The sequence below is a fragment of the Myxococcus sp. AS-1-15 genome, from assembly GCF_020037055.1.
In the GTDB taxonomy this organism is placed as follows: domain Bacteria; phylum Myxococcota; class Myxococcia; order Myxococcales; family Myxococcaceae; genus Myxococcus; species Myxococcus fulvus.
The window spans coordinates 356,269-380,370 of the sequence record NZ_JAIQDF010000001.1; the positions used below are offsets into that span (position 1 = coordinate 356,269).

General features: G+C 70.7%; 21 protein-coding genes. 10 read left to right on the plus strand and 11 right to left on the minus strand.

The window, feature by feature from the left end; genetic code table 11:
• Nucleotides 1-41: 41 nt before the first annotated feature.
• Complete coding sequence (locus K8625_RS01445; RefSeq protein WP_223748425.1) at nt 42-1,322, minus strand: APC family permease; 1,281 nt, start codon at nt 1,320-1,322, stop codon at nt 42-44.
• A gap of 184 nt (nt 1,323-1,506) precedes the next feature.
• Here K8625_RS01445 and K8625_RS01450 point away from each other — a divergent pair, with 184 nt between their 5' ends.
• Together K8625_RS01450 and K8625_RS01455 are read left to right on the plus strand one after the other, a co-directional pair.
• Nucleotides 1,507-3,039, plus strand: coding sequence for a matrixin family metalloprotease (locus K8625_RS01450; RefSeq protein WP_223781628.1), 1,533 nt, complete (start codon nt 1,507-1,509; stop codon nt 3,037-3,039).
• An 86-nt stretch (nt 3,040-3,125) separates the two neighbouring features.
• Nucleotides 3,126-4,034: a hypothetical protein gene (locus K8625_RS01455; RefSeq protein WP_223781629.1), complete on the plus strand. Its 909-nt coding sequence runs from the start codon at nt 3,126-3,128 to the stop codon at nt 4,032-4,034.
• A 156-nt stretch (nt 4,035-4,190) separates the two neighbouring features.
• Here the strand turns inward: K8625_RS01455 and K8625_RS01460 are convergent, their stop codons facing one another.
• Nucleotides 4,191-5,378 carry a class I SAM-dependent RNA methyltransferase gene (locus tag K8625_RS01460; RefSeq protein ID WP_223781630.1) on the minus strand — a complete coding sequence of 396 codons (1,188 nt, stop codon included), beginning with the start codon at nt 5,376-5,378 and terminating at the stop codon, nt 4,191-4,193.
• Between the two features lie 195 nt (nt 5,379-5,573).
• Nucleotides 5,574-6,326, minus strand: a complete 753-nt coding sequence (locus K8625_RS01465; RefSeq protein ID WP_141331553.1) for a 1-acyl-sn-glycerol-3-phosphate acyltransferase — start codon at nt 6,324-6,326, stop codon at nt 5,574-5,576.
• 303 nt (nt 6,327-6,629) lie between these two features.
• Here K8625_RS01465 and K8625_RS01470 point away from each other — a divergent pair, with 303 nt between their 5' ends.
• Nucleotides 6,630-7,520: an oxidoreductase gene (locus K8625_RS01470; RefSeq protein ID WP_223748429.1), complete on the plus strand. Its 891-nt coding sequence runs from the start codon at nt 6,630-6,632 to the stop codon at nt 7,518-7,520.
• Here the strand turns inward: K8625_RS01470 and K8625_RS01475 are convergent.
• The 3 genes from K8625_RS01475 to K8625_RS01485 all read right to left on the minus strand — a co-directional run bounded on the left by K8625_RS01475 (nt 7,498) and on the right by K8625_RS01485 (nt 10,947).
• Nucleotides 7,498-9,138 carry an ATP-binding protein gene (locus K8625_RS01475; protein WP_370641867.1) on the minus strand — a complete coding sequence of 547 codons (1,641 nt, stop codon included), beginning with the start codon at nt 9,136-9,138 and terminating at the stop codon, nt 7,498-7,500. The two genes, K8625_RS01470 and K8625_RS01475, sit on opposite strands and share 23 nt — an antisense overlap.
• A gap of 236 nt (nt 9,139-9,374) precedes the next feature.
• The gene (locus K8625_RS01480; protein WP_223781632.1) at nt 9,375-10,556 is read right to left on the minus strand and encodes a TIGR02266 family protein; all 1,182 of its coding nucleotides are present in this window, start codon (nt 10,554-10,556) and stop codon (nt 9,375-9,377) included.
• A 16-nt stretch (nt 10,557-10,572) separates the two neighbouring features.
• A complete protein-coding gene (locus K8625_RS01485; RefSeq protein ID WP_046715860.1) occupies nt 10,573-10,947 on the minus strand; it encodes a response regulator in 375 nt (124 codons plus the stop codon).
• An 82-nt stretch (nt 10,948-11,029) separates the two neighbouring features.
• Here K8625_RS01485 and K8625_RS01490 point away from each other — a divergent pair, with 82 nt between their 5' ends.
• Nucleotides 11,030-12,421, plus strand: a complete 1,392-nt coding sequence (locus K8625_RS01490) for a M20/M25/M40 family metallo-hydrolase (protein WP_223781633.1) — start codon at nt 11,030-11,032, stop codon at nt 12,419-12,421.
• On the opposite strand, the gene K8625_RS01495 is transcribed toward K8625_RS01490, so the two are convergent.
• Nucleotides 12,422-12,865: a DUF697 domain-containing protein gene (locus tag K8625_RS01495; protein WP_223748433.1), complete on the minus strand. Its 444-nt coding sequence runs from the start codon at nt 12,863-12,865 to the stop codon at nt 12,422-12,424.
• A gap of 75 nt (nt 12,866-12,940) precedes the next feature.
• On the minus strand, nt 12,941-13,909 hold the full coding sequence (pip, locus tag K8625_RS01500; RefSeq protein ID WP_223748434.1) for a prolyl aminopeptidase: 969 nt from the start codon (nt 13,907-13,909) through the stop codon (nt 12,941-12,943).
• A gap of 249 nt (nt 13,910-14,158) precedes the next feature.
• Here pip and K8625_RS01505 point away from each other — a divergent pair, with 249 nt between their 5' ends.
• Nucleotides 14,159-14,350 carry a hypothetical protein gene (locus K8625_RS01505; protein WP_046715856.1) on the plus strand — a complete coding sequence of 64 codons (192 nt, stop codon included), beginning with the start codon at nt 14,159-14,161 and terminating at the stop codon, nt 14,348-14,350.
• A 202-nt stretch (nt 14,351-14,552) separates the two neighbouring features.
• Here the strand turns inward: K8625_RS01505 and K8625_RS01510 are convergent, their stop codons facing one another.
• Nucleotides 14,553-15,767, minus strand: coding sequence for a small ribosomal subunit Rsm22 family protein (locus K8625_RS01510; RefSeq protein ID WP_223781634.1), 1,215 nt, complete (start codon nt 15,765-15,767; stop codon nt 14,553-14,555).
• Between the two features lie 124 nt (nt 15,768-15,891).
• On the opposite strand from K8625_RS01510, the gene K8625_RS01515 reads away from it, so the two are divergent.
• From K8625_RS01515 to K8625_RS01530, 4 genes are all read left to right on the plus strand, one after another.
• Nucleotides 15,892-16,899: an ATP-binding cassette domain-containing protein gene (locus K8625_RS01515; protein ID WP_223781635.1), complete on the plus strand. Its 1,008-nt coding sequence runs from the start codon at nt 15,892-15,894 to the stop codon at nt 16,897-16,899.
• Nucleotides 16,896-17,702, plus strand: coding sequence for an ABC-2 family transporter protein (locus K8625_RS01520; RefSeq protein ID WP_223748437.1), 807 nt, complete (start codon nt 16,896-16,898; stop codon nt 17,700-17,702). Before K8625_RS01515 ends, K8625_RS01520 begins: the two co-directional genes overlap by 4 nt.
• A gap of 4 nt (nt 17,703-17,706) precedes the next feature.
• A complete protein-coding gene (locus K8625_RS01525; protein WP_223748438.1) occupies nt 17,707-18,510 on the plus strand; it encodes an ABC transporter permease in 804 nt (267 codons plus the stop codon).
• A 197-nt stretch (nt 18,511-18,707) separates the two neighbouring features.
• Complete coding sequence (locus K8625_RS01530) at nt 18,708-20,897, plus strand: kelch repeat-containing protein (RefSeq protein ID WP_223781636.1); 2,190 nt, start codon at nt 18,708-18,710, stop codon at nt 20,895-20,897.
• Between the two features lie 64 nt (nt 20,898-20,961).
• Here K8625_RS01530 and K8625_RS01535 read toward each other — a convergent pair whose 3' ends face one another.
• Together K8625_RS01535 and K8625_RS01540 are read right to left on the minus strand one after the other, a co-directional pair.
• Nucleotides 20,962-21,867: a helix-hairpin-helix domain-containing protein gene (locus K8625_RS01535; protein ID WP_223781637.1), complete on the minus strand. Its 906-nt coding sequence runs from the start codon at nt 21,865-21,867 to the stop codon at nt 20,962-20,964.
• A gap of 81 nt (nt 21,868-21,948) precedes the next feature.
• On the minus strand, nt 21,949-22,356 hold the full coding sequence (locus K8625_RS01540; protein WP_223781638.1) for a RidA family protein: 408 nt from the start codon (nt 22,354-22,356) through the stop codon (nt 21,949-21,951).
• Nucleotides 22,357-22,472: 116 nt separating this feature from the next.
• Here K8625_RS01540 and K8625_RS01545 point away from each other — a divergent pair, with 116 nt between their 5' ends.
• Nucleotides 22,473-24,098, plus strand: coding sequence for a peptide chain release factor 3 (locus K8625_RS01545; RefSeq protein WP_223781639.1), 1,626 nt, complete (start codon nt 22,473-22,475; stop codon nt 24,096-24,098).
• Nucleotides 24,099-24,102 lie beyond the last annotated feature (4 nt).

The following is a 24,102-nucleotide window of genomic DNA, read 5'->3' on the forward strand; positions in this document are numbered from 1 at the left end:
CCAGGCCCACGGGGAACGGGCCTGGGCACCCGGCGACGGACCTACTCGAGCGCGACCTTCTCCTCCGCGGGCCGCCGCTGGAAGCGATACAGCACGAAGCCGACCCCGAGCGCGATGGCCCCCGCGATGAGGTTCTTCTTCTCCGCGCTCAGCGCGAACACGACACACAGCGACGCCGCCGCGATGGGAATCACCGGCCCGCCGGGGATGCGGAACGCGTTGGCCGGCTGCTGGAGCTTGCGGCGCAGCACCGGGACGGCCACCGCCGTGCCGAAGTACGTGGCCAGCCGGGCCACCACGGACAACGTGGCGAGCACCTCGAACGAGCCCGAGAACGCCAACGGCAACGCGATGCCCGTCTGTACCAGGATGGCCGCCGTGGGCGTGCGGAAGCGCGGATGCAGCGTGGCGAGCACCGCGGGCCCGAAGCCATCCCGCGCGAGCGCATACAGATACCGGGGCCCCGCGAGCACCGTGTTGCTGTTGGTGCCCAGGATCGACAGCGCGCCGCCCACCGTCATCATCAGGCCGCCCCAGCCCCCGAGGAACCTCGCGGCGGCATCGGCCAGCGGCGTCTTCGCGTCCACCACCCCGGGCAACGTCCCCAGCGCCACCCACTGCACCGCGGTGTAGATGAGCGTGACGACGCCAATCTGCACGATGAGCGCGAAGGGCACGTCGCGGCGCGGGTTCTTGAACTCCCCCGCGGGCGCGGCCGTGTTCTCGAAGCCCGCATACGCGAACAGGAGCAGCAGCACCGCGGCGCCCAGGCTGCCGGTGCTCTTGGGCTCCACGGAGGTCGCCAGCGGCGCCGACACGAAGAAGATGCCCACGCCGATGAAGACCAGCAGCGGCACCGTCTTGGTGATGGCCAGGAAGACCGCGGTGCGAGCGCCGCTCTTCACCCCGACGACGTTGATGGCCGTGAGCGCGAGCAGCGGAATCGCGATGGCCAGGCTCTGACCGAAGCCCGCATTGGCGCCGGGCCACAGGTAGCCGAGCGCCCGGGAGAAGCCGACCGACAGCGAGGCCACCGAGGCGACGCGGGCCAGCCACGTCATCCACCCGACCTGGAAGCCCACCAGCTCGCCGAAGGCCTCGCGCGTGTAGAGGTACGCGCTGCCGGGCTTGTCGAAGTAGCTGGCGGCCTCCGCGAAGCAGAGCACGAGCAGCAGCACGGCCAGCCCGGCGAGCACCACGGCGCCGGTGCTCGCGGAGCCCAGGTTCGCCGCGGCCGCCGCGGGCAGCAGGTACACCCCGCTGCCGATGACGTCATTGATGGAGAAGCCCACCAGCTCCCAGCGGGAGACGGCGCGCCGCATGCCAACGTCTTGGGGACTCGAATCGCTTCCAGTCGTCATGGTGGGGTGGGGCGCCCGGGGGTGCTGACAGGGTGGGAGCAGGAAGCATACGTGCGTCGCCGCCTGTTTCGTCGAGTCCTTGGCGAAGGTCTCGCGGACTGCCCGTTCACGCGTTGCTGCACGACTCGAACACGAGGGGGAAAGAATGTCCTCGAATTGGTGGGGCGCAGTGCTTGCGGGTGTCGTGGTGTTGTCCTCCACGTCAGCCCGCGCGGATGTCCGTATCTACAATCAGGATGCCGAAGTTCCCATCTGGGTGAACTGGGACAGCTTCGAGGCGCAAGGGATTCCGGCCAGTTGGCGTGACCCCTTCATGTCCTGTCTCTACAACGCCATCGTGAAGTGGCGCACCATCGGCGCCTTCCGACTCAAGCCCGCCGTCTATGGCTACACGACGCGCACGGTGGCGTCGTCGGGCGAAATCATCGTGCAGATGAACGAGAAGCACGGCGATGGCTCCCGGGTGGCCTCCACCTTCGGGACGGGCAGCGCCATCACCATCATCTTCCACCGCAAGAGCTCCAACGGGACGCCCTGGACCTTCACGCCGCACCGCAACACCACGGGCGCCATCGACATGCAGGGCGTGGCCATCCACGAGTTCGGGCATGCGTTCGGCCTGGACCACGAGGACGGCATCACCACGGCGGTGATGTTCCCCTCGGTGCATGCGGGCATGCGCCATGGCCCGACGACGAAGGACTACACGGACGTGCGCGCGCTCTACGGTGCGCGGGATTACGACCGCGTCTACATGAAGCGCTCCACGGACAACGGCGTCTCCTGGAGCGCGTTCCCCACGAACCTCTCCGGCATCGGCGTGACGACGTCCATCGACCCGACGGCGCTGCGGGACACCAGCCAGACGGTGTTCTTCTACACGGGCGCGGGGAAGAACCCGCAGTGGATTCGCGGCAACTCGGACGGCTCCGCCTATGACACCAGCAAGTGGTTCGTCTTCGGTGGCGAGCGCAGCATCTACGGCACCACCGGCCATGGCTGGAACAATGACTACATCATGGCGTGGGTGGACCCGCTCAACGACGCCATGCAGATCCGCATGGTCAAGTCCACCGACGGAGGCGTCAGCTGGTTCGGCGTGGGCAACGTCGCCGGCGCCACCACCATCGGCACGCCGGCGGTGCACAAGCTGACCGACACCGTGTGGATTCTCGCGTACGCGAAGCTCGACCGCGCCAATCCCAACAATGACGGTCAGGTGGTGACGCGCGTCTCCACCAACGGCGGCTGGAACTGGGGGCCGGAGGTCGTGGTGCCGGTGCCTGCCTACTACCGGGCGCTCGCGGGGGTCTCCATCACCAGCTCCGGCAACAGCTTCATCCGGATCGGGTTCAGCTGGTCCGATGACATCCTGCACTCGAAGTACCTGGTGCGGACGCTGAAGCTGCACTGGGACGGGGCGGGCCTGGTCTACGACGGGATGCTGTACGGCACGGATGAGACGCGCACCCAGCCGTCGCTGGCGAAGAGCCTCAGTGGCATGCATCAGGCCGTCCGGGGCACCAACTTCGCGGGGGTGCTGTACTCGCGGACGTCGCCGAACGATGGCTCCGCGTGGGGCACGGCGGGGCCGGAGATTGCGCCGGGCTCGCTCGTCACGCCCTCGTTGTCCGCGCACAGGGACTACAGCTTCGTCTTCGCGCACTACCTGCAGTGAGTTCCTCCGGGGCGCCCCATCCCGTCTCCGCCTGGGGCGGGGTGGGGGCCTCGTTCCTTCGTCGTGCGAAGCGAGGAGTGATTGACATGCATGGGACCACGCTCACGCGGCTTGGGCTGATGGTGCTGTTCGCGGTTTCGGTGTCGGCGAGGGCTTCGTCCTCCATGGGGCCGATTCCGCCCGAGGACATCGTGCGGCAGGGCACGTCGGTGGTGGTGGGCCGCTTCCTGGAGGGGGCGTCGGTCCACTGGCGCGAGCTGGGCGGACAGTTCGACGACCGGGGACGCCCCATCACGGTGCGCGAGGTGTACACGCTGCGCGACTTCGAGGTCCTCGAGGTCGTCGATGGCGCGCCACCGCCGGCGCGGCTGCGCATCCTGACCGTGGGCGGCACGGTGGAGGGGATTCACACGCCGGAGAGCTTCAACGCGCCGCCGCCTGGAGTCGCGGTGGGGTTGGCGTTGCTGCCCGTGGAGGGGCAGGGCGAGACCTTCCTCATCGTGCACGTCCGCTCGTTCGAGGCGGACTCGCCCGCGAAGCTCGCGTCGTTCAGGGGCTTCGTGCGTGAGGCCCGCAAGCCCGTTCCGGAGTCGCCCGAGGACGCGCTGGCTCGTGACCTCGAGCGGCAGCAGCCCCCGCCTCCGGACCCGGCGCTGCAGGTGACGGACGAAGCGACAGGGCCCAAGGTGCCAGAGGAGCCTCCCGTCGAGGAGGCGGGGCCCGGGACCCGAGCGGCGCCTGAAGATGCTCGCGGGACGCCGGATGTCGTTGCTCCGCGGGGCGCGCCCACGCCCGCCCAGGACAGGGCACCATCGGAGCGAGAAGTGGATGCCGAGTCAGCGCGTCAGGTGCCCCCTTCTCCCGCGGAGGCCGCGACGAAGGCCGTCGAGGATTCGGACACCTCGGCGATTCATGTTGGCTGGGCGGGCTCACTCTTCGCCATCGTCGTCGCGGTGGCCATCGTCGCCCGGGTGACCTTTCGTCGCCGCGATTGAGCCGAGGTGCCGAACCTCCGTGGTGGCTCGCGGAGGTGAAGACCGCGTCACGGGTCGAGACCGTTGCTCCAGTCGGCAGGGGCGTGGCCTCGATGGACGGAGCGCTGGCGGCGCTCTCCGCGAGGGCCACACTTCCCGGGACACGTGCGTGGTTGTTCAGCGGCGCGGCGAGAGCGCCTCCGTGAGGAGCAGCTTGCAGCGCAGGCCGCCGTTGCGCACGGGCAGGCTCCGCGCCTCCGGCAGGTTCAGCGCCTTCACGAGCCCCGTGTCCTCGGGGACCAGCAGCGCCGCGCGCCAGCCGGTGAAGCCCTTGCGGAGCGTCTCGCCCATCGCCCGATAGAGCCCGGGCAGGTCCTCGCCCTCGCCCACGCGCTTGCCGTAGGGCGGGTTCGCCACCAACAGCCCGGGGCCTCCGGGGGGAGTCGTCAGCGTCTTCACGTCCTTGCGCTCCAGGGAGAGCGTCACGCCCGCGCGGCGCGCGTTCCTTCGGGCGGTTCCCAGCGAGCCCGCGTTGATGTCGAAGCCGTGCAGGGCCCCCCGTGGCGCGGCCAGCGCTTCCGACTCCGCCCGCGCCTTGCGCTCCGCCCAGCCATTCGCATCGAAGCCCGGAAACGATTCGAACGCGAAGCCATGCATCAAGCCTGGCGCTCGCTTCATCGACATCCACGCGCCTTCCACCAGGAAGGTCCCCGAGCCGCACATCGGGTCCACGAGCGGCTCCGCGCCGTCGTAGCCCGCCAGCGTCAGGATGCCCGCCGCGAGCGTCTCCCGCAGGGGCGCGCGGCTGATCTCCTGTCGATAGCCGCGGCGATGCAGCGGCTCGCCGCTGGTGTCGGCGCTCACCGTGAAGACATCGCCCTCCACGCGCACGAGCAACGTGAGCCCGGGACCGCCCTCCTCGTCGAGCGGCCCCGCGCGGGCCACCGACTCCACGCCCCACGCCTCCGCCGCCGCGTCCATCACCACGTCCGCGCCCGGGACTCCCGAGCGCTTCAGCGTCACCGACATCCGAGGTGGCGAGCGACGGTCCCAGATGCGCGACAGCTCCAGTCCGCGCAGGCCCCGGACCAGCACATCCTCGTCGTTCGCCCGGAAGACGCCCAGTCGCAGCAGCACACGGCTGGCGGTGCGCAGGCGCAGGTTCGCCTCCTGATGCAGCCCGGTGGGCCCCTCCAGCTCCACACCGCCCTCGGCGCGGCGAGGCTTCCATCCGAGCGCGGCGCACTCCGACTCCAGCGCGGGCTCCAGTCCAGGAAGGGTGGAGACATAGACATGCTCGGAGGCGCGGGCGTTGGTCACGGGAGGCCCATTGTCCGTGCTCCCGTGCGGACCGCAACGACTCATTGCGGCCTCGCTCCCCGAGGCCGAGCGCTTCGTGGCGAACCGAAGTGACTGAGCGCGGGTTCGCCCGAGGACACCCTCCGTGGCGGGGGCATCACTCGCGCCTCGCGTCCTCCACGCCAAGGCGCGGGATGCGGGCCCGCGGTCCTGCCCGTGGAGCTCCCGTGCAGGGCTCCACGGGCCCCGGCACGCAAGCCCTCACGGGGCTGGCGCGGAGGGCGGCTCGTGCAGCCGTGTCACCGACAGCGGAGTCGGGGGATTCGCGTAGACGCCCTGGTACTCGGGAGGCAGCAGCCGCGCCACCCGGCGCATCATCGCGTCCGCCAGCGCCTGCCTCGCGTCCTCCGCGCCGACGGTCTCGGGCTCCAGGTCCTCCATGCGGAACGCCGGCCCCACCCGCACCCGGACCTGCGCGTGGTACAGCCGCTCACCCCCCATGTCCGAGTCGTTGATGGGCATCAGCTTCTCGGTCCCCATCAGCGCCACCGGCACCACGGGCACCCCCGCGCGCTTCGCGATGAGCGCCACGCCCTTCTTCGCCTGGAGCAGCTCGTGGGTCCGGCTCCGCGCGCCCTCGGGGAAGATGAGCACCGAGCTGCCGCCCTTGAGCGTCTCCACCGCGCGCCGCATCGCCTCGATGTCCGGCGAGTTGGGCTTGATGGCAATCGTCTCCATCACCTCCGAGGCCAGCCGCGTCATCACCGTGCCCTGCAGCTTCACGCCCGCCAGGAACACCAGCTTCCGGGGACGGAAGGCGCGGTCCAGCGTGAAGCCGTCCGCGTTCGACAGGTGGTTGCAGATGTAGAGACAGGGCACGTCCGGGAGGTTGCCGCGGCCCTCCACCACCTCGTCGGCCAGGGCATCCCACACCCCGTCCATCAGGGTACGCACCACGTGGCGCCGGACTCCCTCCGGCAGCCGTGCCATCAGCGAAAAGAGAATGCGGAGCACGCGTCGGTCGCCTCCACCTCGGGACGGCTTGAGAGCATGGACAAGTCGGCGCCCAGGCGTCCGACCTCTTTCACCCATCCTTCAGCCCCACCACTGGCCACCAGAAGATGTAGTCCCAGCCCCCTCCCCGGTCAGCGCCCGCGTCGAGGCAGCCCCCTGCCCGCATGCCGTCCCGTCGTGCAGCCAACGCTCCGGACCGACTCCGGGACGGGCCACCCGGGGCCCCTGTCACGGACCGGTATCCCACGCAGCCCGCGTCAACCCCATCGGCGAGCACCCCGGGTTTGGGCTAAGGGAGGGGCCATGAGCGCCGCCGAAGCGAGCCCCTCGCGCAGCAGGAAGCCCGTGGAGTACGAGGTCACCGTCGACCATGTGCGGATGGACACGCACGACACGGCCACCCTCTTCCTCGACTTCGGGGACGTCCGGCCCGACTACAAGGCCGGCCAGTTCATCAACATCGACCCGCACCAGTTCCCCGCGCTCGGGCGCTTGTCCGCCTACCTGCAGGAGCAGAAGGGGCGCAAGGAGCCCCAGCGCTCCTACTCCCTGGCCTCCGCCCCCCACGAGCGCCACGTGGCCATCACCGTGAAGGACGAGGAGTTCATCCCCGGCCTCACCCGCTACCCGCCGCTGCTCTCGCCCTTCCTCGTCCACGGCCGGCTCACCGGCGCGCGCCTCAAGGTGCTCGGCTTCATGGGCCCCTACGTGCTGCCCGACGACGTGGAGACGCGCACGGGCCACGTCGTCCACCTGGTGGCCGGCTCGGGCGCGGTGCCCAACTTCGCCATCCTCAAGGACGCGCTGCACCGCGGCCTGAAGACGCGCCACACCGTCCTCATGTCCAACAAGACGTGGAGCGACATCCTCTACCGCGACGAGCTGGAGGCCCTGGCCCGGCGGCACGCGGACCGCGTCCGGCTGGTGCACACCCTCACGCGCGAGCTGGACGAGTCGCGCTTCGGCGGCGACGTGCGCAAGGGCCGCGTCCACCAGGCGCTCCTCGAGGAGCTCATCCCGGACCGCGACACGTGCCTGGTCTACGCGTGCGGCCCCGCGATTACTCCGTGGGACCGACGCAAGGCGCTGGAGACGCGCACGCCCGCGACGCCGCGCTTCATGGAGACGGTGCTCGGCCACCTCCACGCGCTCGGCATCGACGACAAGCGCATCAGGCGGGAGACCTACGGGTAGGCTCCAGCGGGAGCACCACCTCGAAGCGCGCGCCCCGCTTCGGCCGACCACTGGCGCGCACCTGCCCGCCATGCGCCAGCACCACGCGCTTGACGATGGCCAGCCCCAGCCCGCGTCCGTTGGCGCGCGTGAGGAAGAAGGGCTCGAAGACGCGGCGCGGGTCCACGTCGGGGATGCCCGGGCCCTCGTCCTCCACCGTCAGCCGCACGCCCTCGTCCCCGGGCTCCACGCTCAGCTTCACGCGCCCGCCCGGAGGCGAGGCCTGCACCGCGTTGCGCACCAGGTGCGTCACCGCGAGCTGGAGCAGCGTCTCGTCGCCCATCAGCTCCGGCGTGTCGGGAGCCTCGTCCACGGTGAAGCGCAGCGTGGGCGCGTCCGGAGGGCCGTGCATCTGCCCCAGCGCGCGCCGCACCAGCTCGCCCAGGTGGACCCTCCGGGGCCTGGGCTCCAGCGGACGCACCACGTCCAGCAGGTCGCGGACGATGTCCTCCAGCCGGATGGCCTCCTCCTCCAGCATGCCCACCGCGGCCTGCCCCGTGGGGCCCAGGTGCGCCTCGCGCCGCAGCACCGCCACCGCGTTGAGGATGGCGCCCAGGGGGTTGCGCACCTCGTGCGCGACCACGCCCGCGGCCTCGCCCAGCACCATCAGCCGCTCCTGCGCCACCAACTCGTCCTGCAGCCGTGACACCTCCTCCAACCGCTGTGAGGCGACGCGGTGGTGGCGCACGTTCTCCAGCACGCCGCCCACCATCTGCGCGAACAGCTCCAGCGTGCTCGCGGCGGCGGGCGTGAGGTTCAAGCCCTGCGCGGAGAGGATGCCGAAGGGCTGGCCCTCCACGAAGATGGGCGCGTCCAGCGCGCGGATGCCGGGAGGGTAGGCCCGCTGGATGTCCTCGAAGACCTCGCTGCTGTGGATGCGGTGGGCCGCGCCGAGCGCGTCCTGATGGAAGGCCGCCTTGCGCCGCGAGAGCACCTCCGCCAGATGGGGGAGGGTGGTGAGCGGCAGCCGCACCTGGGTGACGGGCATGCCGTACTTGCGCTCGGCCAGCGCGACGATTTCGGGCTCCTGCCGCATGGGCCCGTGCCGGAAGGTGTCGCCCTCCACCAGGAGGATGGCCGCGTAGAAGCCCTGGCGGTGCACGGCCTCCACCGCCGTCTCCAGCACCTCGTGCTCGTCCCGGGCGTGGAGCAGCTCCGTGGCGGCGGCGCCCAGGGCCTCGGTGAGCCGGCGCGCGGTGTCCTCGCCTCCCGCGTCGTGCAGCAGCACCACCGTCTCGTCCGGCGACGCGCCGGGCGCGTACGTGGCCGTCAGCGTGCGCTCCTGTCCATCCGCGCGGCGCATGCGCAGCCACAGGGGATGCTCGGGACGGTTGCCGTCGCGCACGAGCGCCTCGTGGAAGGACTCCACCCAGCCGCGCTCGGCGGGAATGAAGCGCGCGATGTGGGCGGAGACGGGCGTGGCCTTCAGCTCCTCGAGGGAGATTCCCAGCAGCGAGGCCATGGCCTGGTTGGCCACCAGGACCTGCTCTCCCCGGATGACGGACGCGGCGGTGGGCAGCCCGTCGAGCAGCCAGTAGTCAGGAGGCGTGGCGGGGGCGTCGGGAGGCACGGAGGTCATCCTGGAGGGCGTCGGGAGGGGGGATGCAATCGTCGGCGCGGTGTCCCGTAGGAAAGGGGGAGGGGGCAACACGAGGGACGGAGGACACCATGAACAACTTCATGAATGTGATGGGCCGCGATGACCTGGAGCTCAAGGCGGTGATGGCGGTGATGGCGACCTTCGTGATGACGGGCGCGGTGCTGCTCGGACAGCTGCTCTAGGCGTCCTGTCCGAGCGGCCCCTACCGCTCGGGCCTACTTCGGGGGCTTGCGGCTGACGAACTGCTGGATGAACTCGCGCTCCTCCTTGCGGAGGCTGCTGAGCCGCAAGCCGTAGCCGCGAGGGTTCTTCCCGTCGTCCAGCGAGTTCTCCCAGATGACCGAGCTGCGCAGCGTCATCACGCGCGACGGGTCATCGAAGCGCAACGTCAGCTCCACCAGCGTGCCCAGCCGCAGCGGCTTGTCCGTCGCGATGAACAGGCCGCCGGAGGACAGGTTGATGATGCGGTGGTCCGTGAAGATGCCGGTGTTCTGCATCGACACCTTCACGTCCGCGTGGATGCGATCATCCTGGCGGCGCTCCAACCCCACGAACTCCGCGCTGGAATAGGTGGGCGCGGCGGCGGCCCGCCTCAGGGGCACGGCCGGGGGCGGCGGCGCGGGCTGCGGCGGCGGCAGGGTGTGCGTGCGCTGCACCGGCGGCGCGGCGGGCACCCGGGCCGCCACCGGCGCCGAGGGCTGCATCACCGGCGGCGGCGGACGCGGCGGCGGCGCGGGCTGCGGCGGCGGCAGGGGCCTGGCGGCGACCGCCACCGGCGGCGACGCGTACGCGGGGGCGGCCACGGGCGGCGGCGCATGGACGGGCGCGGCCACCGGCGGCGGCGCGTACGCGGGGGCAATCGAGGGCGGAGGCGCGGGCGGCAGGGGCCCGTTCATATCCAGCCGGGGCGGCACCGGGCGGGCCTGCTGGTAGGCGCCTTGCGAGTAGAGGACCTCCACCTCGCGCATGCAGCGCGACAGGAAGTCGAAGATCTCCGCGGACACCTTGCGCAGCTCCGGATGCGTCTCCGGGGCCAGGTGCTCGGGTGCGAAGCGCTTGGCCATGCGGAAGAAGGCCAGGCGCACCTCGTCGAGCGAGGACGAGGGCTTGGCGCCGAAGACCTCGTGTGGAGGCAGGTTCTGCAGCCCCTTGAGCTGGGTGCGCAGGCGCTCGGCCTGCTGCTGCTCCACCGACTGTGACGGGCGCGCGGCGGTGAACAGGTCCGCCAGCTCCGGCAGCTCCTGGAGGGCCACCCATTGGGTGCCATCGCGCGACGCGCGCACGGCGGCCTTCATCCGACCGGAGGCAATCAGCTCGCGCAGGGCCTGGAGGGCGATGGGCCCCAGTACGCGGCCGAGATTGTCCGCTACCCAGTAACCGACAGCAGGAGACGACACGCAGACACCTCTGAAGTCAGTGGGCCAATGCCTGGCGCACGGCCGAGGCGATTTCCAGCGGATGGAAGGGCTTACCCACGAAGCCCACCGCGCCAGCGGCCATGGCCTGCTCCACCACGGGCTCCGCGTCCATGCTGCTGATGACGAGCACTCGCGTGCCGGGCGACACCTGCTTGATGGCGCCGAGCACCTCCAGGCCGCTCTTCTTCGGCATGAACAGGTCCAGGAACATCACCGCGGGCTTCTCGCGTGCGGCCACCGCGAGGCCCTCTTCTCCGTCGGCGGCCTCGAGCAGTCGCAGCTCGATGCCCGTGTCGGCGATGACGTCCTTGAGGATGCGGCGCACGAAGCTGTCGTCGTCGACGAGCAGCAGTGTCGGGGTGTCGGACATGGCGCCGCATGATACTTGGACCGCGCAACATCCGCGCGAGGGTCTGCGTCGCCTGCCTGCCTTTTTGGGTTAAGGGGTGAGCATGTCCATTGACCAGGCCCTCTCTCACTTCGAGTCCCAGAAGAACGCCTACCTCGAGGACCTCATGGCCCTCGTGCGCATACCCAGCGTCTCGTTCCCCGGCTTCGACGCCGCCCGTGTCCGGCAGAGCGCCGAGGCGACTTCTCGACTCTTGAGGGACCGTGGGTTTGAAAACATCCAGCTACTCGAAATCGGGGATGCCCATCCCTATGTGTATGGGGAGGTCCTGCGGGCGCCAGGTGCACCGACGTTGCTGTTGTATGCCCATCACGACGTGCAGCCGGCGGGGGATGAGTCGCTCTGGAAGAGCCCTCCGTTCGAGCCCACGTTGCGCGACGGGCGGCTGTACGGGCGGGGCACCGCGGACGACAAGGCGGGCATCGTGGTGCACACGTCGGCGGTGGACGCGTGGCTGAAGGGGGCGGGGAAGCTGCCGCTCAACGTGAAGGTGCTCATCGAGGGGGAGGAGGAGATTGGCAGCGGGCACCTGTCGGAGTTCCTGCGTCGGCACGCGGCGCTGTTGCAGGCGGACGCGATTGTGCTGACGGACACGTCGAACTTCGACACGGGGCTGCCGTCCATCACCACGGCGCTGCGGGGGCTGGTCACGGTGGACGTGGAGGTGCGGGGGCTCAAGCAGGCGGTGCACTCGGGGATGTGGGGTGGGCCGGTGCCGGACCCGGTGATGGCGCTGTGCCGGATGCTGGCGACGCTGACGCACGCGGACGGCTCCATCGCGATTGAAGGGTTGGGTGAGAAGGTGAAGCCGCTGACGGCGGGGGAGCGCGCGAGCATCCAGTCGTTGCCGGGGGACGAGGCGACGTTCCGCGAGCAGGTGGGGTTGTTGCCGGGGGTGGAGGTGCTGGGCGGGCGGCACCCGTACGAGACGAACTGGCGTCAGCCGAGCATCGCCATCAACGCCATCCAGGCCAGCAGTCGGAAGGACGCGCGCAACATCATCTGCGACGCGGCGTGGGCGCGCGTGGGCATCCGCATCGTTCCGGACCTGGACCCGGCGGACGTGGAGCGGCGGTTGAAGGAGCACCTGCGCAAGGTGTGCCCGTGGGGGCTGGAGGTGGAGTTCCAGACCGAGGGCGCGTCGGGGTGGTGGTACACGGACCCGTCGCATCCGGCGTTCCAGGCGGCGTTCCGCGCGCTGGAGAAGGGGTACGGGACGAAGGCGGTGGCCATCGGCTGTGGCGCGTCCATTCCGTTCGTGGAGCCGTTCGCGCGGGAGCTGGGCGGTGTGCCCGCGCTGCTCATCGGCGTGGAGGACCCGTACACGTACGCCCACTCGGAGAACGAGAGCCTCCACGTGGGCGACTGGGAGAAGTCCATCCGCAGCGCCATCCACATCTACGAGGAGCTGGCGCGGGCGCTCACCGCGCGGTGACTACTTCCTGAACCCCAGGTGCGCGAGCGCCGCCTTCACCCATTCCTTGATGGACACGGTCTCGAAGGGCACGGCCTCGCGGCCGGGGTACTTCTTCTCGAAGTACGTCACCGCCGCCACGCCCATCGCGAACGCGGTGCCGCCGCTGGCCGCGCCCTTGAGCAACCAGCCCGCGACCGGAATCCAGCCCACCGTCTCGCCCACGATGGAGCTGGCCGCCTTGCGCGCCACGATGCCCGCGCCCAGCGTCGGAATCAGCCCGAGCGACTCACCCAGGCTGAGCTTCTCTCCGTAGATGCCCGCCACGTGAAAAATCATGTACGCCTCGATGGCGGACGTGAGCGCCGTGTGCGCGCCCGGCACCGGGATGGGCAGCGCGGCGGCCCCCGCGGCCCTCAACGCACTCTCCTCCACCCAGCTTCGCGCGGCCTTCTCTGCTGACATGTGCTCGTCTCCCGAGGACTGGCTCCTCCCCACCTTAGGGACTCCCCGGGCCGCGCGAAAGCACGCGGCGCCCCCTCACCCTGGACGGAAGCGGTCCGTGGCCTCCAACAGCGCCGCCGTCGTCCCCGGCTCGTTCGCCGAGTGCCCCGCGTCCGGCACCATCACGAACCTCGCCTCCGGCCACGCACGATGCAACGCCCACGCGCTCTCCGGCGGACACACCACGTCGTATCGCCCCTGCACGATGACCGCCGGGATGTGACGGATGCGCGGCACGTCCTCCAGCAGCTGCGTGTCCGAGCGCAGGAACCCGCGATGGAAGAAGTAGTGGCACTCGATGCGCGCGAACGCCAACGCGAAGTCCCCCGTGCTGTTGCGCGCCACCAGCTCCGGGTTGGGATGCAGGTAGCTGGTGTGCGCCTCCCACACGCTCCACGCCCGCGCGGCCTCCAGCCGGACCGCCATGTCCGCGCTCGTCAGGCGGCGGTGGTACGCGCCCAGCAAGTCCTGCCGCTCCTCGATGGGAATGGGCGCGAGGTACTCCTCCCAGGCCTCCGGGAACAGCGCGCTCGCGCCCCGCTGGTAGAACCAGTCCAGCTCCTGCTTGCGCAACAGGAAGATGCCTCGCAGCACCAGCTCCGTGACGCGCTCCGGATGCGCCTGCGCGTAGGCGAGCGACAACGTGCTGCCCCACGAGCCCCCGAAGAGCATCCACCGCTCGACGCCCAGGTGCTCGCGCAGCCGCTCCAGGTCCGCCACCAGGTCCCACGTGGTGTTCTCCTCGAGGCTCGCGTGCGGCGTGCTGCGGCCACAGCCCCGCTGGTCGAACAGGATGATGCGGTACGCGGCCGGGTCGAAGAAGCGCCGCTGCCGCGCATCCGTGCCGCCACCCGGGCCCCCATGGACGAACACCACGGGCTTGCCCTGGGGATTGCCGCTCTCCTCGAAGTACAGCTCGTGGAGCGGGGACACCCGCAGGCGGCCCATGCGGTAGGGCTCCACGGGTGGGTACAGCGTCCGCGACGACCGGGACGGGACGGACATGCGCCTTCCGGGACTGCGAGAGAGCCCGAACGCTAGCGGATGCGCGCGGCTCCCGCGACGCCACGCCCCAGGCCCGCATGCGCGGGTGTTCGCGTGTCCTCTCGCTCGGCGTGGAGACTGTCAGGCAGGGCACAGCCCCCAGGCTCCGGGGCGCGCCAGGCGCGATGTGACGGCGAAGTTGCCCGCGTGCGACGTGGTGTTTGCGGGGGTGGTGGATGCTGCGCGCAACTCCACACCCCGGAGCGTTCCATGAACATCGCTTCCCTGATGAACCCCCCTCGGAAGAATGCGCAGGACACGTCGACCCACCTCACCACCCTGGTCCGCGTCCAGGCCACCGTCCTCGCCCAGGGCGCGCTCACCGTCGCCAAGGACCAGGTGAAGTCCTTCCGCCACATGCTCGACGTGCTCACCGGCGCCTACGCGCAGGCCCGTCCGTAGCACCGCGACCGCGCAGGCGGCCATCCCTCGCGGGCATGACGACGCGCGAGCCGCGTGAGTGCTCGAGAGGGGAGGTCAGTGCCTCCCACCGGAGGCTGAACCCCTTCGACGTGCCCCAGAGGCGACTCCGGGGCGCGTCAGCGTGAAACCGACGTCGACGTGCTCGCGGGGCGTGTCGGTCCCCGAGGGGCACGTGGACGTCTCAGGAGGGCGCGCCGGGGCTCGGGCTGGTTCCCGGGCTTACGGGCGCGTCCTCCTTCGGGGGCGGGGGAGGCACGCCCTTGCCCGCGGGCGCCACCATCCGCACCTCCGACGTCTCCCCGAGCGCCAGGCCGTCGCCCTTGGGCTCCGTCTCCGTCACCGCGATGACGTCACCCCGGTGCAACTGGAGGAAGCGCTCGTTCTTCTCGTTGCGGTGGCGCTCCTGCATCGCCAGGCCCACGCGGCCCTCGGGCCCGCAGCCGATGTAGCGGTGGCGCCCCTTGCCCTCCAGCGGCTCGGAGACGATGCGGAACAGCCTTCCCGGCGGCGTCTGGGGCCACTCCTCGCCCTTGGGCGCCAGCATCAGGTAGCTCATCTTCAGCGCTTCCTTGTGCAGGCTCGCCGCGCGCGCCAGCTCCTCCACGACGCGAGGCATGGGCCACGGCCGCTCCGCGTGGCACCAGTCGGTCTCCTTCACCAGCGCCGGACACGGCCCCCGGTACATGCACGGCGCGCGCACCGCGTAGCCCCGCGCCACCAGCGCGTCGCGCACGTGCAACAGGCCCCGGCTCGTCTCGCGCAGCGCCGGCTCCATCACCAACAGGCTGCCGCCCTTCTTCACCTTCGCCAGCACCGCCTCCAGTAGCGCCGCGCGCGGGTTCGTCGCCGCGTCGCCCGTGCCGTACAGCTCGTTGATGACGTGCCCCATCGTGATGAGGTCGAACTGTCCCTCCGGCAGCGCCGCGGCCTTCTTCGTCGGGTCCCACTCGCGCGTGGCCAGCGCCTCGCCGGCCTCCGTCGCCAGCGCGCGCGCCAGGTTCAGCGCCGGCTTGCTGCGGTCCGCCGCCGTCACCTCCTTGGCTCCCGAGTCCATCGCCGCGAAGGCCACCGGCCCCGGGCCACTGCCCAAATCCAGCACCTGCCGGGGCCGGTTCGGCAGCTCTCCCAACACCTGCCGGGCCTGCGCGTAGGACACCGGCCAGTAGAAGAGGAGATAGGCGCCCAGGAGCTTCGGGTCGTCCATGTAGCGCGCGCCCGCGAGCTGCCGCTCCCGCGTCAGGCCCATGGACAGCTGCCGCACGCCGGCGCCCACCTCCTTGACCTCCTGCGGCGTCAGCTTCGTCTCCGGCCCGTCCCCCCGGCCGCGCGACTGACGCCACACGGCGATGAGCCGCGGCATCCACCGCTCCAGGTCCTTGCTGTATGCGTTGCTCATCCCGCCAAGCCTTCGACCGAGGGGCCGCTCCCGGCAGCGGCCCGTGTCAACCCGTTGTCACCGCGCCACTTGCTCAACTCCACGGTCGCCACCCGGGGGCGTCCGCGTTAAACCCTTGTCGCACATGATCTCCGTCCAAGGGCTGCGCAAGCACTACAAAGTCCACAAGCGCCCGCCTGGCCTCAAGGCGGCCCTCCGCTCGCTCTTCCACCGCACCTACACCTCCGTGAAGGCCGTGGATGGCATCTCCTTCGACATCCGCCCCGGCGAGCGCGTGGGCTTCCTGGGCCCCAACGGCGCCGGGAAGACCACGACGCTCAAGGTCCTCTCCGGCCTCTTGCACCCGTCCGAGGGCGAGGTCCGGGTGGACGGCCACGTGCCGCGCCTGCGCGAGGAGGCGTTCCTCAAGAAAATCATGCTCGTCATGGGGCAGAAGCAGCAGCTCCTGTGGGACCTACCACCGGCGGAGACCTTCGAGCTCAACCGCGCCATCTACGACGTGCCCGCGGCCCAATACAAGCAGACGTTGGACGAGCTGGTGGGCCTCCTGGAGATTGGCGACCTCATCGGCAAGCCCACCCGGCAGCTGTCCCTGGGCGAGCGCATGAAGTGCGAGCTGGCCGCGGCCCTCATCCACCGCCCCCGCGTGCTGTTCCTGGACGAGCCCACCATCGGCCTGGACGTGTCCATGCAGGCCACCATGCGGACCTTCATCAAGGACTACAACGAGAAGTACGGCGCCACGCTCATCCTCACCAGCCACTACATGGACGACGTGGCCGCCCTGTGCCCGCGCGTCATCGTCATCGACAAGGGGCTGCTCTCCTACGACGGCAGCCTGGACGCGCTGGTGCAGCGCGTGCGCCCGGAGAAGCGCGTGGTGCTGCGCCTGTCCGAACAGGTGGAGGCAAGCCGGCTGGAGCCTTTGGGCAAGCTGGTGACGCACGAGGCGGGGATGGCGGTGCTCCAGGTGCGCCAGGACGCGGTCAACGCCACCATCTCCCGCGCCCTGTCGGGCCTGCCGGTGACGGACCTCACGGTGGAGAACGCGCCGCTCGAGGAGGTCATGAGCGAGCTGTTCGCGGAGAACAAGGCGCGCCGCGAGTCGACGGCCCAGGTGGTGCCGGCGTGAGCGCCCGAGGCGTGCTGCGCGCCCTGCCCACCATGCTGCGCGTGGGCTTCGCCGAGTCGATTGCCTACCGCGCGGAGATGTTCGTCTGGGTGCTGTCCACCACCATGCCGCTGGTCAACATGGTGCTGTGGATGGCGGTGTCCAAGGACGCGCCCGTGGGCAACTACGGCCAGGTCGACTTCGTCAGCTACTTCCTGGCCACCTTCGCGGTGCGCCAGCTCACCAGCGCCTGGGCCGCGTGGCTCATCAACTGGGAGGTGAAGCAGGGCACGCTGGCCATGCGCCTGTTGCGTCCCGTGTCGCCCCTGTGGGCCTACGCGTCGGAGAACGTCGCGGGCTTCCCCATGCGCGTCGTGGTCGCGGTGCCGGTGGTGCTGGTGAGCGTGGCGCTGGTGGGCGCCGACAAGGCGGTCCCCCAGCACGCGTGGGGCTGGGCCCTGTTCATCATCGCGGTGCTGGGCGGCTGGGCGATCACGTTCCTGGCCAACGTGGCCATCGGCGCGCTGAGCCTCTTCATGGACAGCAGCCAGAAGATGATGGAGGTCTGGATGGTCCTCTTCTTCGTCTGCTCCGGCTACATGTACCCGGTGGAGCTGCTGCCCGAGGGGCTGCGCACGCTCATCGACTGGCTGCCGTTCCGCTACCAGATGGGCCTGCCGGTGGAGCTGATGACGAGCGCGCATGATGTGCCCACGGCGCTGGGGCTGCTCGCGCGGCAGTGGGCGTGGGTGCTGGGGATGGGAGTCCTGGCGGTGACGCTCTGGAAGCAGGGCGTGAAGCGCTTCGCGGCGTTCGGAGGGTAGGGGAATGGTGCGGCGTTATCTGCGACTGCTCGGCGTACAGCTCAAGGCCTCCGGGCTCCAGGCGCTCCAGTACCGGGCGGACTTCCTCACCGAGGGCTTCACGTCCCTGTGCTGGGTCTTCACCGCGCTGGCTCCGCTGTTCGTCGTCTACGGGCGACGGCCGGCGGTGGAGGGGTGGACCTTCGGCGAGTCGCTGCTCGTGGTGGGCTGGTTCACCCTGCTGCAAGGCGTCCTGGAGGGTGCCATCAACCCCAGCCTCACGGGCGTGGTGGAGCACATCCGCAAGGGCACGCTGGACTTCGTGCTGCTCAAGCCCGCGGACGCGCAGTTCCTCGTGTCGACGCAGCGCTTCCTGCCGTGGCGCGCCTTCAACGTACTCACCGGCCTGGGCCTGTTCGTCTACGCCTTCATGCTGCTGGGCCGAGGGCCGTCACCCCTGGGATTGCTCGCGTCCGTGCTGCTGCTCGGCACCAGCACGCTGCTGTTGTACTCGCTGTGGATATTGACGGTGAGCGCCGCCTTCTTTGTCGTCCGGGTGGACAACCTCACCTTCCTCTTCTCGTCCATCTTCGACTTCGCGCGGTGGCCCTCGTCGGTGTTCAAGGGCGTGGCGCGCGGCGCGTTGACGCTCGTCTTCACCTACGTGATTCCCCTCGCCCTGATGACCACCTTCCCGGCCGAAGCCATGTTGGGCCGGCTGCCGACGGTGTCCCTCGTCGGCGCGGTGGTGGGCTCGGCGCTCTTCGCGTGGGTGGCGCGGCGCGTCTGGATTCGCTCCATCGGCCATTACACCTCGGCCAGCAGCTAATCCCTTTCATGTCGCCCGGTTCCGCCGGGCCGACGAGCGCTTGTCGACTCGGCGGTGGGGTGTATCAACCCCACCTGTCGCAGGGGTGGGCGTGTTTTTTCAGAGGCGGGATTGGCCTCGCTCCCAGGGATTGGGTTAAGCGCCGCCCTGTGCGGGCCATCGGGCCCCACATCCCCCTCGGGAAAGGACCTCCCTCCATGAAACGATGTATCAGGCTCGGCCACCTGGCCGCGCTGGTGACGGCGCTTGTCCTCACGGGATGCTCACACGAAGAATTTGCAGAGCCGTCGGAAGCCAGGGGGGCGGGTGCGGGGCTGACCGCCGCGCCCGTGCCGGAGCTGGGCTGGTCGTTGACGGCGAGCATGACGTTGCAGCGGGTGGACCACACGGCGACGGTGCTGCGCTCCGGCAACGTGCTGGTGGTGGGGGGCCAGTCCTCCACGAGCGCGGAGCTGTATGACGTGGCGGGCGCGCGCTGGCTCACGGGCGGCACGCTGAACGCGGCGCGGCGGCGACACACGGCGACGTTGCTCGGCAACGGCAAGGTGCTGGTGGTGGGGGGCGACTCGGCGGCGTCGGCCACGGGCACCGCGGAGCTGTATGAGCCGTCGCTGGGCTCGTGGGCGCCGACGGGCAGCCTGGACTCGCTGCGCTCGGGCCACACGGCGACGTTGCTCGGCAACGGCAAGGTGCTGGTGGTGGGCGGGGAGAACGGCGCGGGCGCGGGGCTCGCGAGCGCGCAGCTCTATGACTCGGCCACGGGCACGTGGTCCCAGACGGGGGCGCTGCGCAGGCCGCGCGTGGGCCACACGGCGACGCTGCTGCCCAACGGGCGGGTGCTGGTGGTCGGCGGACGGCAGGGGCCTCGGGGCGCGTTCCTGCGCGACGCGGAGCTGTACGAGCCGTCCACCGGGACGTGGAGCGTCGCGGCGAGTCTGCTCGTGGCGCGCGCGGGCCACACGGCGACGCTGCTGTTGTCCGGCAAGGTGCTGGTGGTGGGCGGCTTCGTGGACGAGTTCACCGCGACGCGCGGCGTGGAGGTGTTCGACCCGGGCATGGGGAGCTGGAGCCCCGTCACGCAGGCCTTGCCGGCGGAGCGCGCGCAGCACACGGCCACGCTCCTGCACTCGGGCGAGGTGCTCGTCACCGGAGGCTCGGACGGCAACGAGCCCTACCTGGAGACGGCGCTGCTGTATGACCCGGCGCAGGGGCGCTGGACGCAGGTGGCGTCCATGAGCACGAGCAGGCTGGGCCACACGGCGACGTTGCTGGTCCAGGGCGACGTGCTCGTCACGGGCGGAAGCCCCGACAGCGTGCAGCGCTCCGCCACGGCCGAGCGGTACTCGGTGCCCACGCCGCCGTGGCGCCTCACCACGAGCATGGCGACGACGCGCTATCAGCACACGGCGTCGCTCCTGGGGTCCGGCAAGGTGCTGGTGGCGGGCGGCACGATGGGCGGCGCGGGCCTGGGCGGCGCGGAGCTGTATGACGAGGCCCAAGCCACGTGGACGGCGACGGGCAGCCTCGTCACCCCGCGCTTCCTGCACACCGGGACGGTGCTGCCCTCGGGCAGGGTGCTGGTGGCGGGAGGTCAGGCCTCCGGGTCGTCCTACCTGTCCTCCGCCGAGGTGTACAACCCGGACACCGGCCTCTGGAGCACCACCGGCGCGCTCGCGGGGACGCGCTCGCGGCACACCGCGACGCTGCTCTTGTCCGGGCAGGTGCTGGTGACGGGAGGCCGGTCTTCGTCGAGCTTCGGCAGCATCCAGGCCACGGCGGAGCTGTATGACCCGCCATCGGGCACCTGGCGCGCCACGGGCTCGATGAGCGTGAAGCGCATCAACCACACCGCCACGATGTTGTTGTCGGGACACGTGCTGGTGGCCGGTGGCACCACGCCCACGGGGGACACGGCCACCGCGGAGCTCTACGACATGAACACCGGGGTGTGGTCTCCCGCGGGCTCCATGTCGGGCACGCGCTATGGCCACGTCGCGGTGTCGCTGCCGGGAGGCCGGGTGCTGGTGGCGGGCGGCTGGGGGCAGGGAGGCGCGTTGGCCTCGGCCGAAATCTACGAGCCCGCGCTGGGCCTGTGGATGCCGGTGGCGCCCATGTCGAGCAGCCGCTACGGGGCGATGGCGTCGGTGCTGCCGTCGGGCCGGGTGCTGGTCATGGGCGGGGACGCGGGTGCCGCCACGGGGCTGTTGCCCACCTCCGAGGTGTATGACCCGGCCACGGGCCTGTGGACGTCCGCGGGTGCGCTGTCCAATCCGCTGTCGAGCGCGGCGGTGTCGCGCCTGGCGGGCTCGGACCGGTTGCTCGTCACCGGCGGGCTGGGCTCGAGCGGCGCGGTCTCCACCGTGGAGCTCTACTTCCCGGCGCCCTGAGACGCGGTGTCATGTCCCGCGCGTGCGGGATGCCGCGGGCGGGACGTGGCGTGGAGGGCCGCGCTCACGCGCCGGGAGGCGGCGCCTCCGTCTCCTCGGACTCCACGCCGTAGTAGGCCAGACACTCCACCTCGCGGCCCCGCACGACGCGCCGTCCATCCAGCGGCCCGCCGTGCGCGGTGACGACGGTGCACTGGCCCTCGTCGCCGTCCTTGTCGAAGTAGAGCACCACCCACTCGCGCGTCGCGTCCTGCTGGTGCGCGAGCGCCGTGTTGGAGAACAGCGCGCGCACGCTCCACCCGTCCACTTTGCGCCGCAGCACCGGCAGCCACGCCTCGCCCGTGGGGTTGAAGCGCCGGGGCGCGATGGTGCGCAGCTCGCCGGCCTCCGCGCGCCGGCGGTACTCCTCGTCCACCTGGAGCAGCAGCCCGACGTCCGGCTGGGGACCGCCTTCCTCCCGTTGCTCCTGCTTGCGCGCCAGCCCGCGCCGGTTGCGGCCCAGCCGCGCCGCCAGCAGGTCGCGCACCTGCTGCCCGCGACGAGGACCGAAGCCCTCCACCGCCTCCAGGTGTCCGTCGTGCGCCGCCTGCTCCAGCTCCTCGAGCGAGCGCACCCCCAGCTCCTCATGGATGCGCCGCGCGAGCTCCGGCCCGATGCCCGGCACGCTGGCGAGCAGCTGCTCGGGAGAGGACTCGTCCTCCAGGCGCTGCAACAGCCCCAGGTGCCCGGTGCGCACCAGCTCCGCGATGGAGGCCGCGATGCTCTTGCCCACCCCGGGCAGCTCCCTGAGCCCCGCCTCGCCCTTGGACGCGAGCAGCTCCGCCACGGAGTCCGGCCACTTCCCCACCGTCGCCGCCGCCTTGCGGTAGGCCGATACCCGGAAGGGCATGGCGTCCTGCTGCTCGAGCAGGTCCGCCACGCGCTCCAGCGCGTCCGCGAGGCTGATGTTGTCCTTCCATTCGACGCCCATGGCTCCCTCCAACTTGGAGCGTCGCGTCCCAGGCGGCCACCCCGACCCGGGACACCGGGCGGACAGAGGAGCGCCCGCTCCTCAGGGCGTCGGAGCCGGCGCGTCCGCCACGACGGCGTCCGCTTCAATCTCCACCAGCATCGCCGGGTCGATGAGCTTGCTCACCTCCACCATCGACGTGGCGGGGCGGATGGCGGCGAAGAACTCCCCGTGGGCGCGGCCCACCTCCTCCCAGCGGGAGATGTCCGTGACGTACATGCGCGTGCGCACCACGTCCTTCAGGCTGGCGCCCACGGCCTTCAGCGCGGCCTCGATGTTGCGCAGGGTCTGCGTGGCCTGGAGGTAGGCGTCCCCGGGGCCCACCACCTGGCCCTGGGCGTCCGTGGCGGTGGTGCCGGAGACGGAGACGAAGGGGCCCACGCGCACCGCGCGCGAGTAGCCCACGCGGGGCTCCCAGGGAGTACCTGTCGAGTGGTGGGTCCGCTGCATGGCCGCCTCCAGGGGCGAGAAAGGGTGGGCGGACCCTCCCACGGGCGTCGGGCGGACCGCCAGGGGCTCCTTGCTGGCTGCAAGGAAACACGGCCCGTGGTAGTTGGCCTCGGGTCATGACGAACGAGCTCGACAGGGAGGTCGCCCGGCGGCGCACCTTCGCGATCATCTCCCACCCCGACGCGGGCAAGACCACGCTCACCGAGAAGCTCTTGCTCTACGGCGGCGCCATCCACCTGGCCGGCAGCGTCAAGGCCAAGCGCGCGAGGCGCCACGCCACCAGCGACTGGATGGAGCTGGAGAAGGAGCGCGGCATCTCCGTCACCTCGTCCGTCCTCCAGTTCTCCTACCGGGACCACGCGGTCAACCTGCTGGACACCCCGGGCCACCAGGACTTCTCCGAGGACACCTACCGCACGCTGGCCGCGGCGGACTCGGCGGTGATGCTCATCGACGCCGCCAAGGGCGTCGAGCCGCAGACCAAGAAGCTCTTCAAGGTCTGCCGCATGCGCGGCATCCCCATCTTCACCTTCGTCAACAAGCTGGACCGCTACGGCCGCGAGCCGCTCGAGCTGATGAACGAGCTGGAGCAGGTGCTCGGCATCCGCTCGTACCCGATGAACTGGCCCATCGGCATGGGGCCGGAGTTCCGCGGCGTCTACGACCGGCAGGCCCGCGTGGTCCACGTCTTCTCCGCGGAGGGCTCCCACGGCGAGTCGGAGGTCGCCGAGCGCTCGGTCTCCATCGACTCGGATGAAATCAAGACGGTGCTCACCGAGGCGGAGCTGGCGAAGCTGCACGAGGACATCGAGCTGCTCGACATCGGCGGGGACGAGTTCACCCGCGAGAAGAGCGACGCGGGGCAGTTGACGCCCATGTTCTTCGGCAGCGCGATGACGAACTTCGGCGTGCGCCCGTTCCTCGACGCGTTCCTGGACCTGGCGCCCGCGCCCACCTCTCGCCCGACGACGAACGGCCCGCGCGAGCCGAACAACCCCAGGTTCGCGGGCTTCGTCTTCAAGATTCAGGCGAACATGGACCCCGCGCACCGCGACCGCATCGCCTTCATGCGCGTGGTGAGCGGCCGCTACGTCAAGGGCATGAACGCGTACCACTCGCGCCTGGGCAAGGAGGTGCGCCTGGCCAAGCCCAGCCAGTTCATGGCCGCCGAGCGCACCGCGATTGAGGACGCCTGGCCCGGGGACGTCATCGGCCTGTTCGACCCGGGGCAGTACCGCATCGGCGACACGCTCGCCGAGGGCACGGACGTGGAGTTCGAGGGCGTGCCGCGCTTCAGCCCCGAGTACTTCGCCGTGGTGCGCTCCAAGGACCCGCTGCGCCGCAAGCAGATGGAGAAGGGCCTGGAGCAGCTGTCGGAAGAGGGCACGGTCCAAATCTTCCAGCAGCTGGCCATGGGCATGAAGGACCCGATTGTCGGCGTGGTCGGCGCGCTCCAGTTCGAGGTCCTCCAGTACCGGCTGGAGCACGAGTACGGGGCGAAGATCGCCCTGGACCGGCTGCCCTTCAGCCACGCGCGCTGGGTGGTGGGGCCCAACTTCGACCCCAAGTCCTTCGACTGGGAGGGCAACCGTCAGACGGTGCAGGACCGCGACGGGCTGCCGCTGGTCCTCTTCCGCGACGACTGGGCGCTCCAGCACGCCGAGGACAAGCACCCGGACCTGAAGTTCCTCAACGAGGCCCCGCAGCTGCGCAAGGCGCTGGCGCTCAACACGGGGAGCTGAGGCT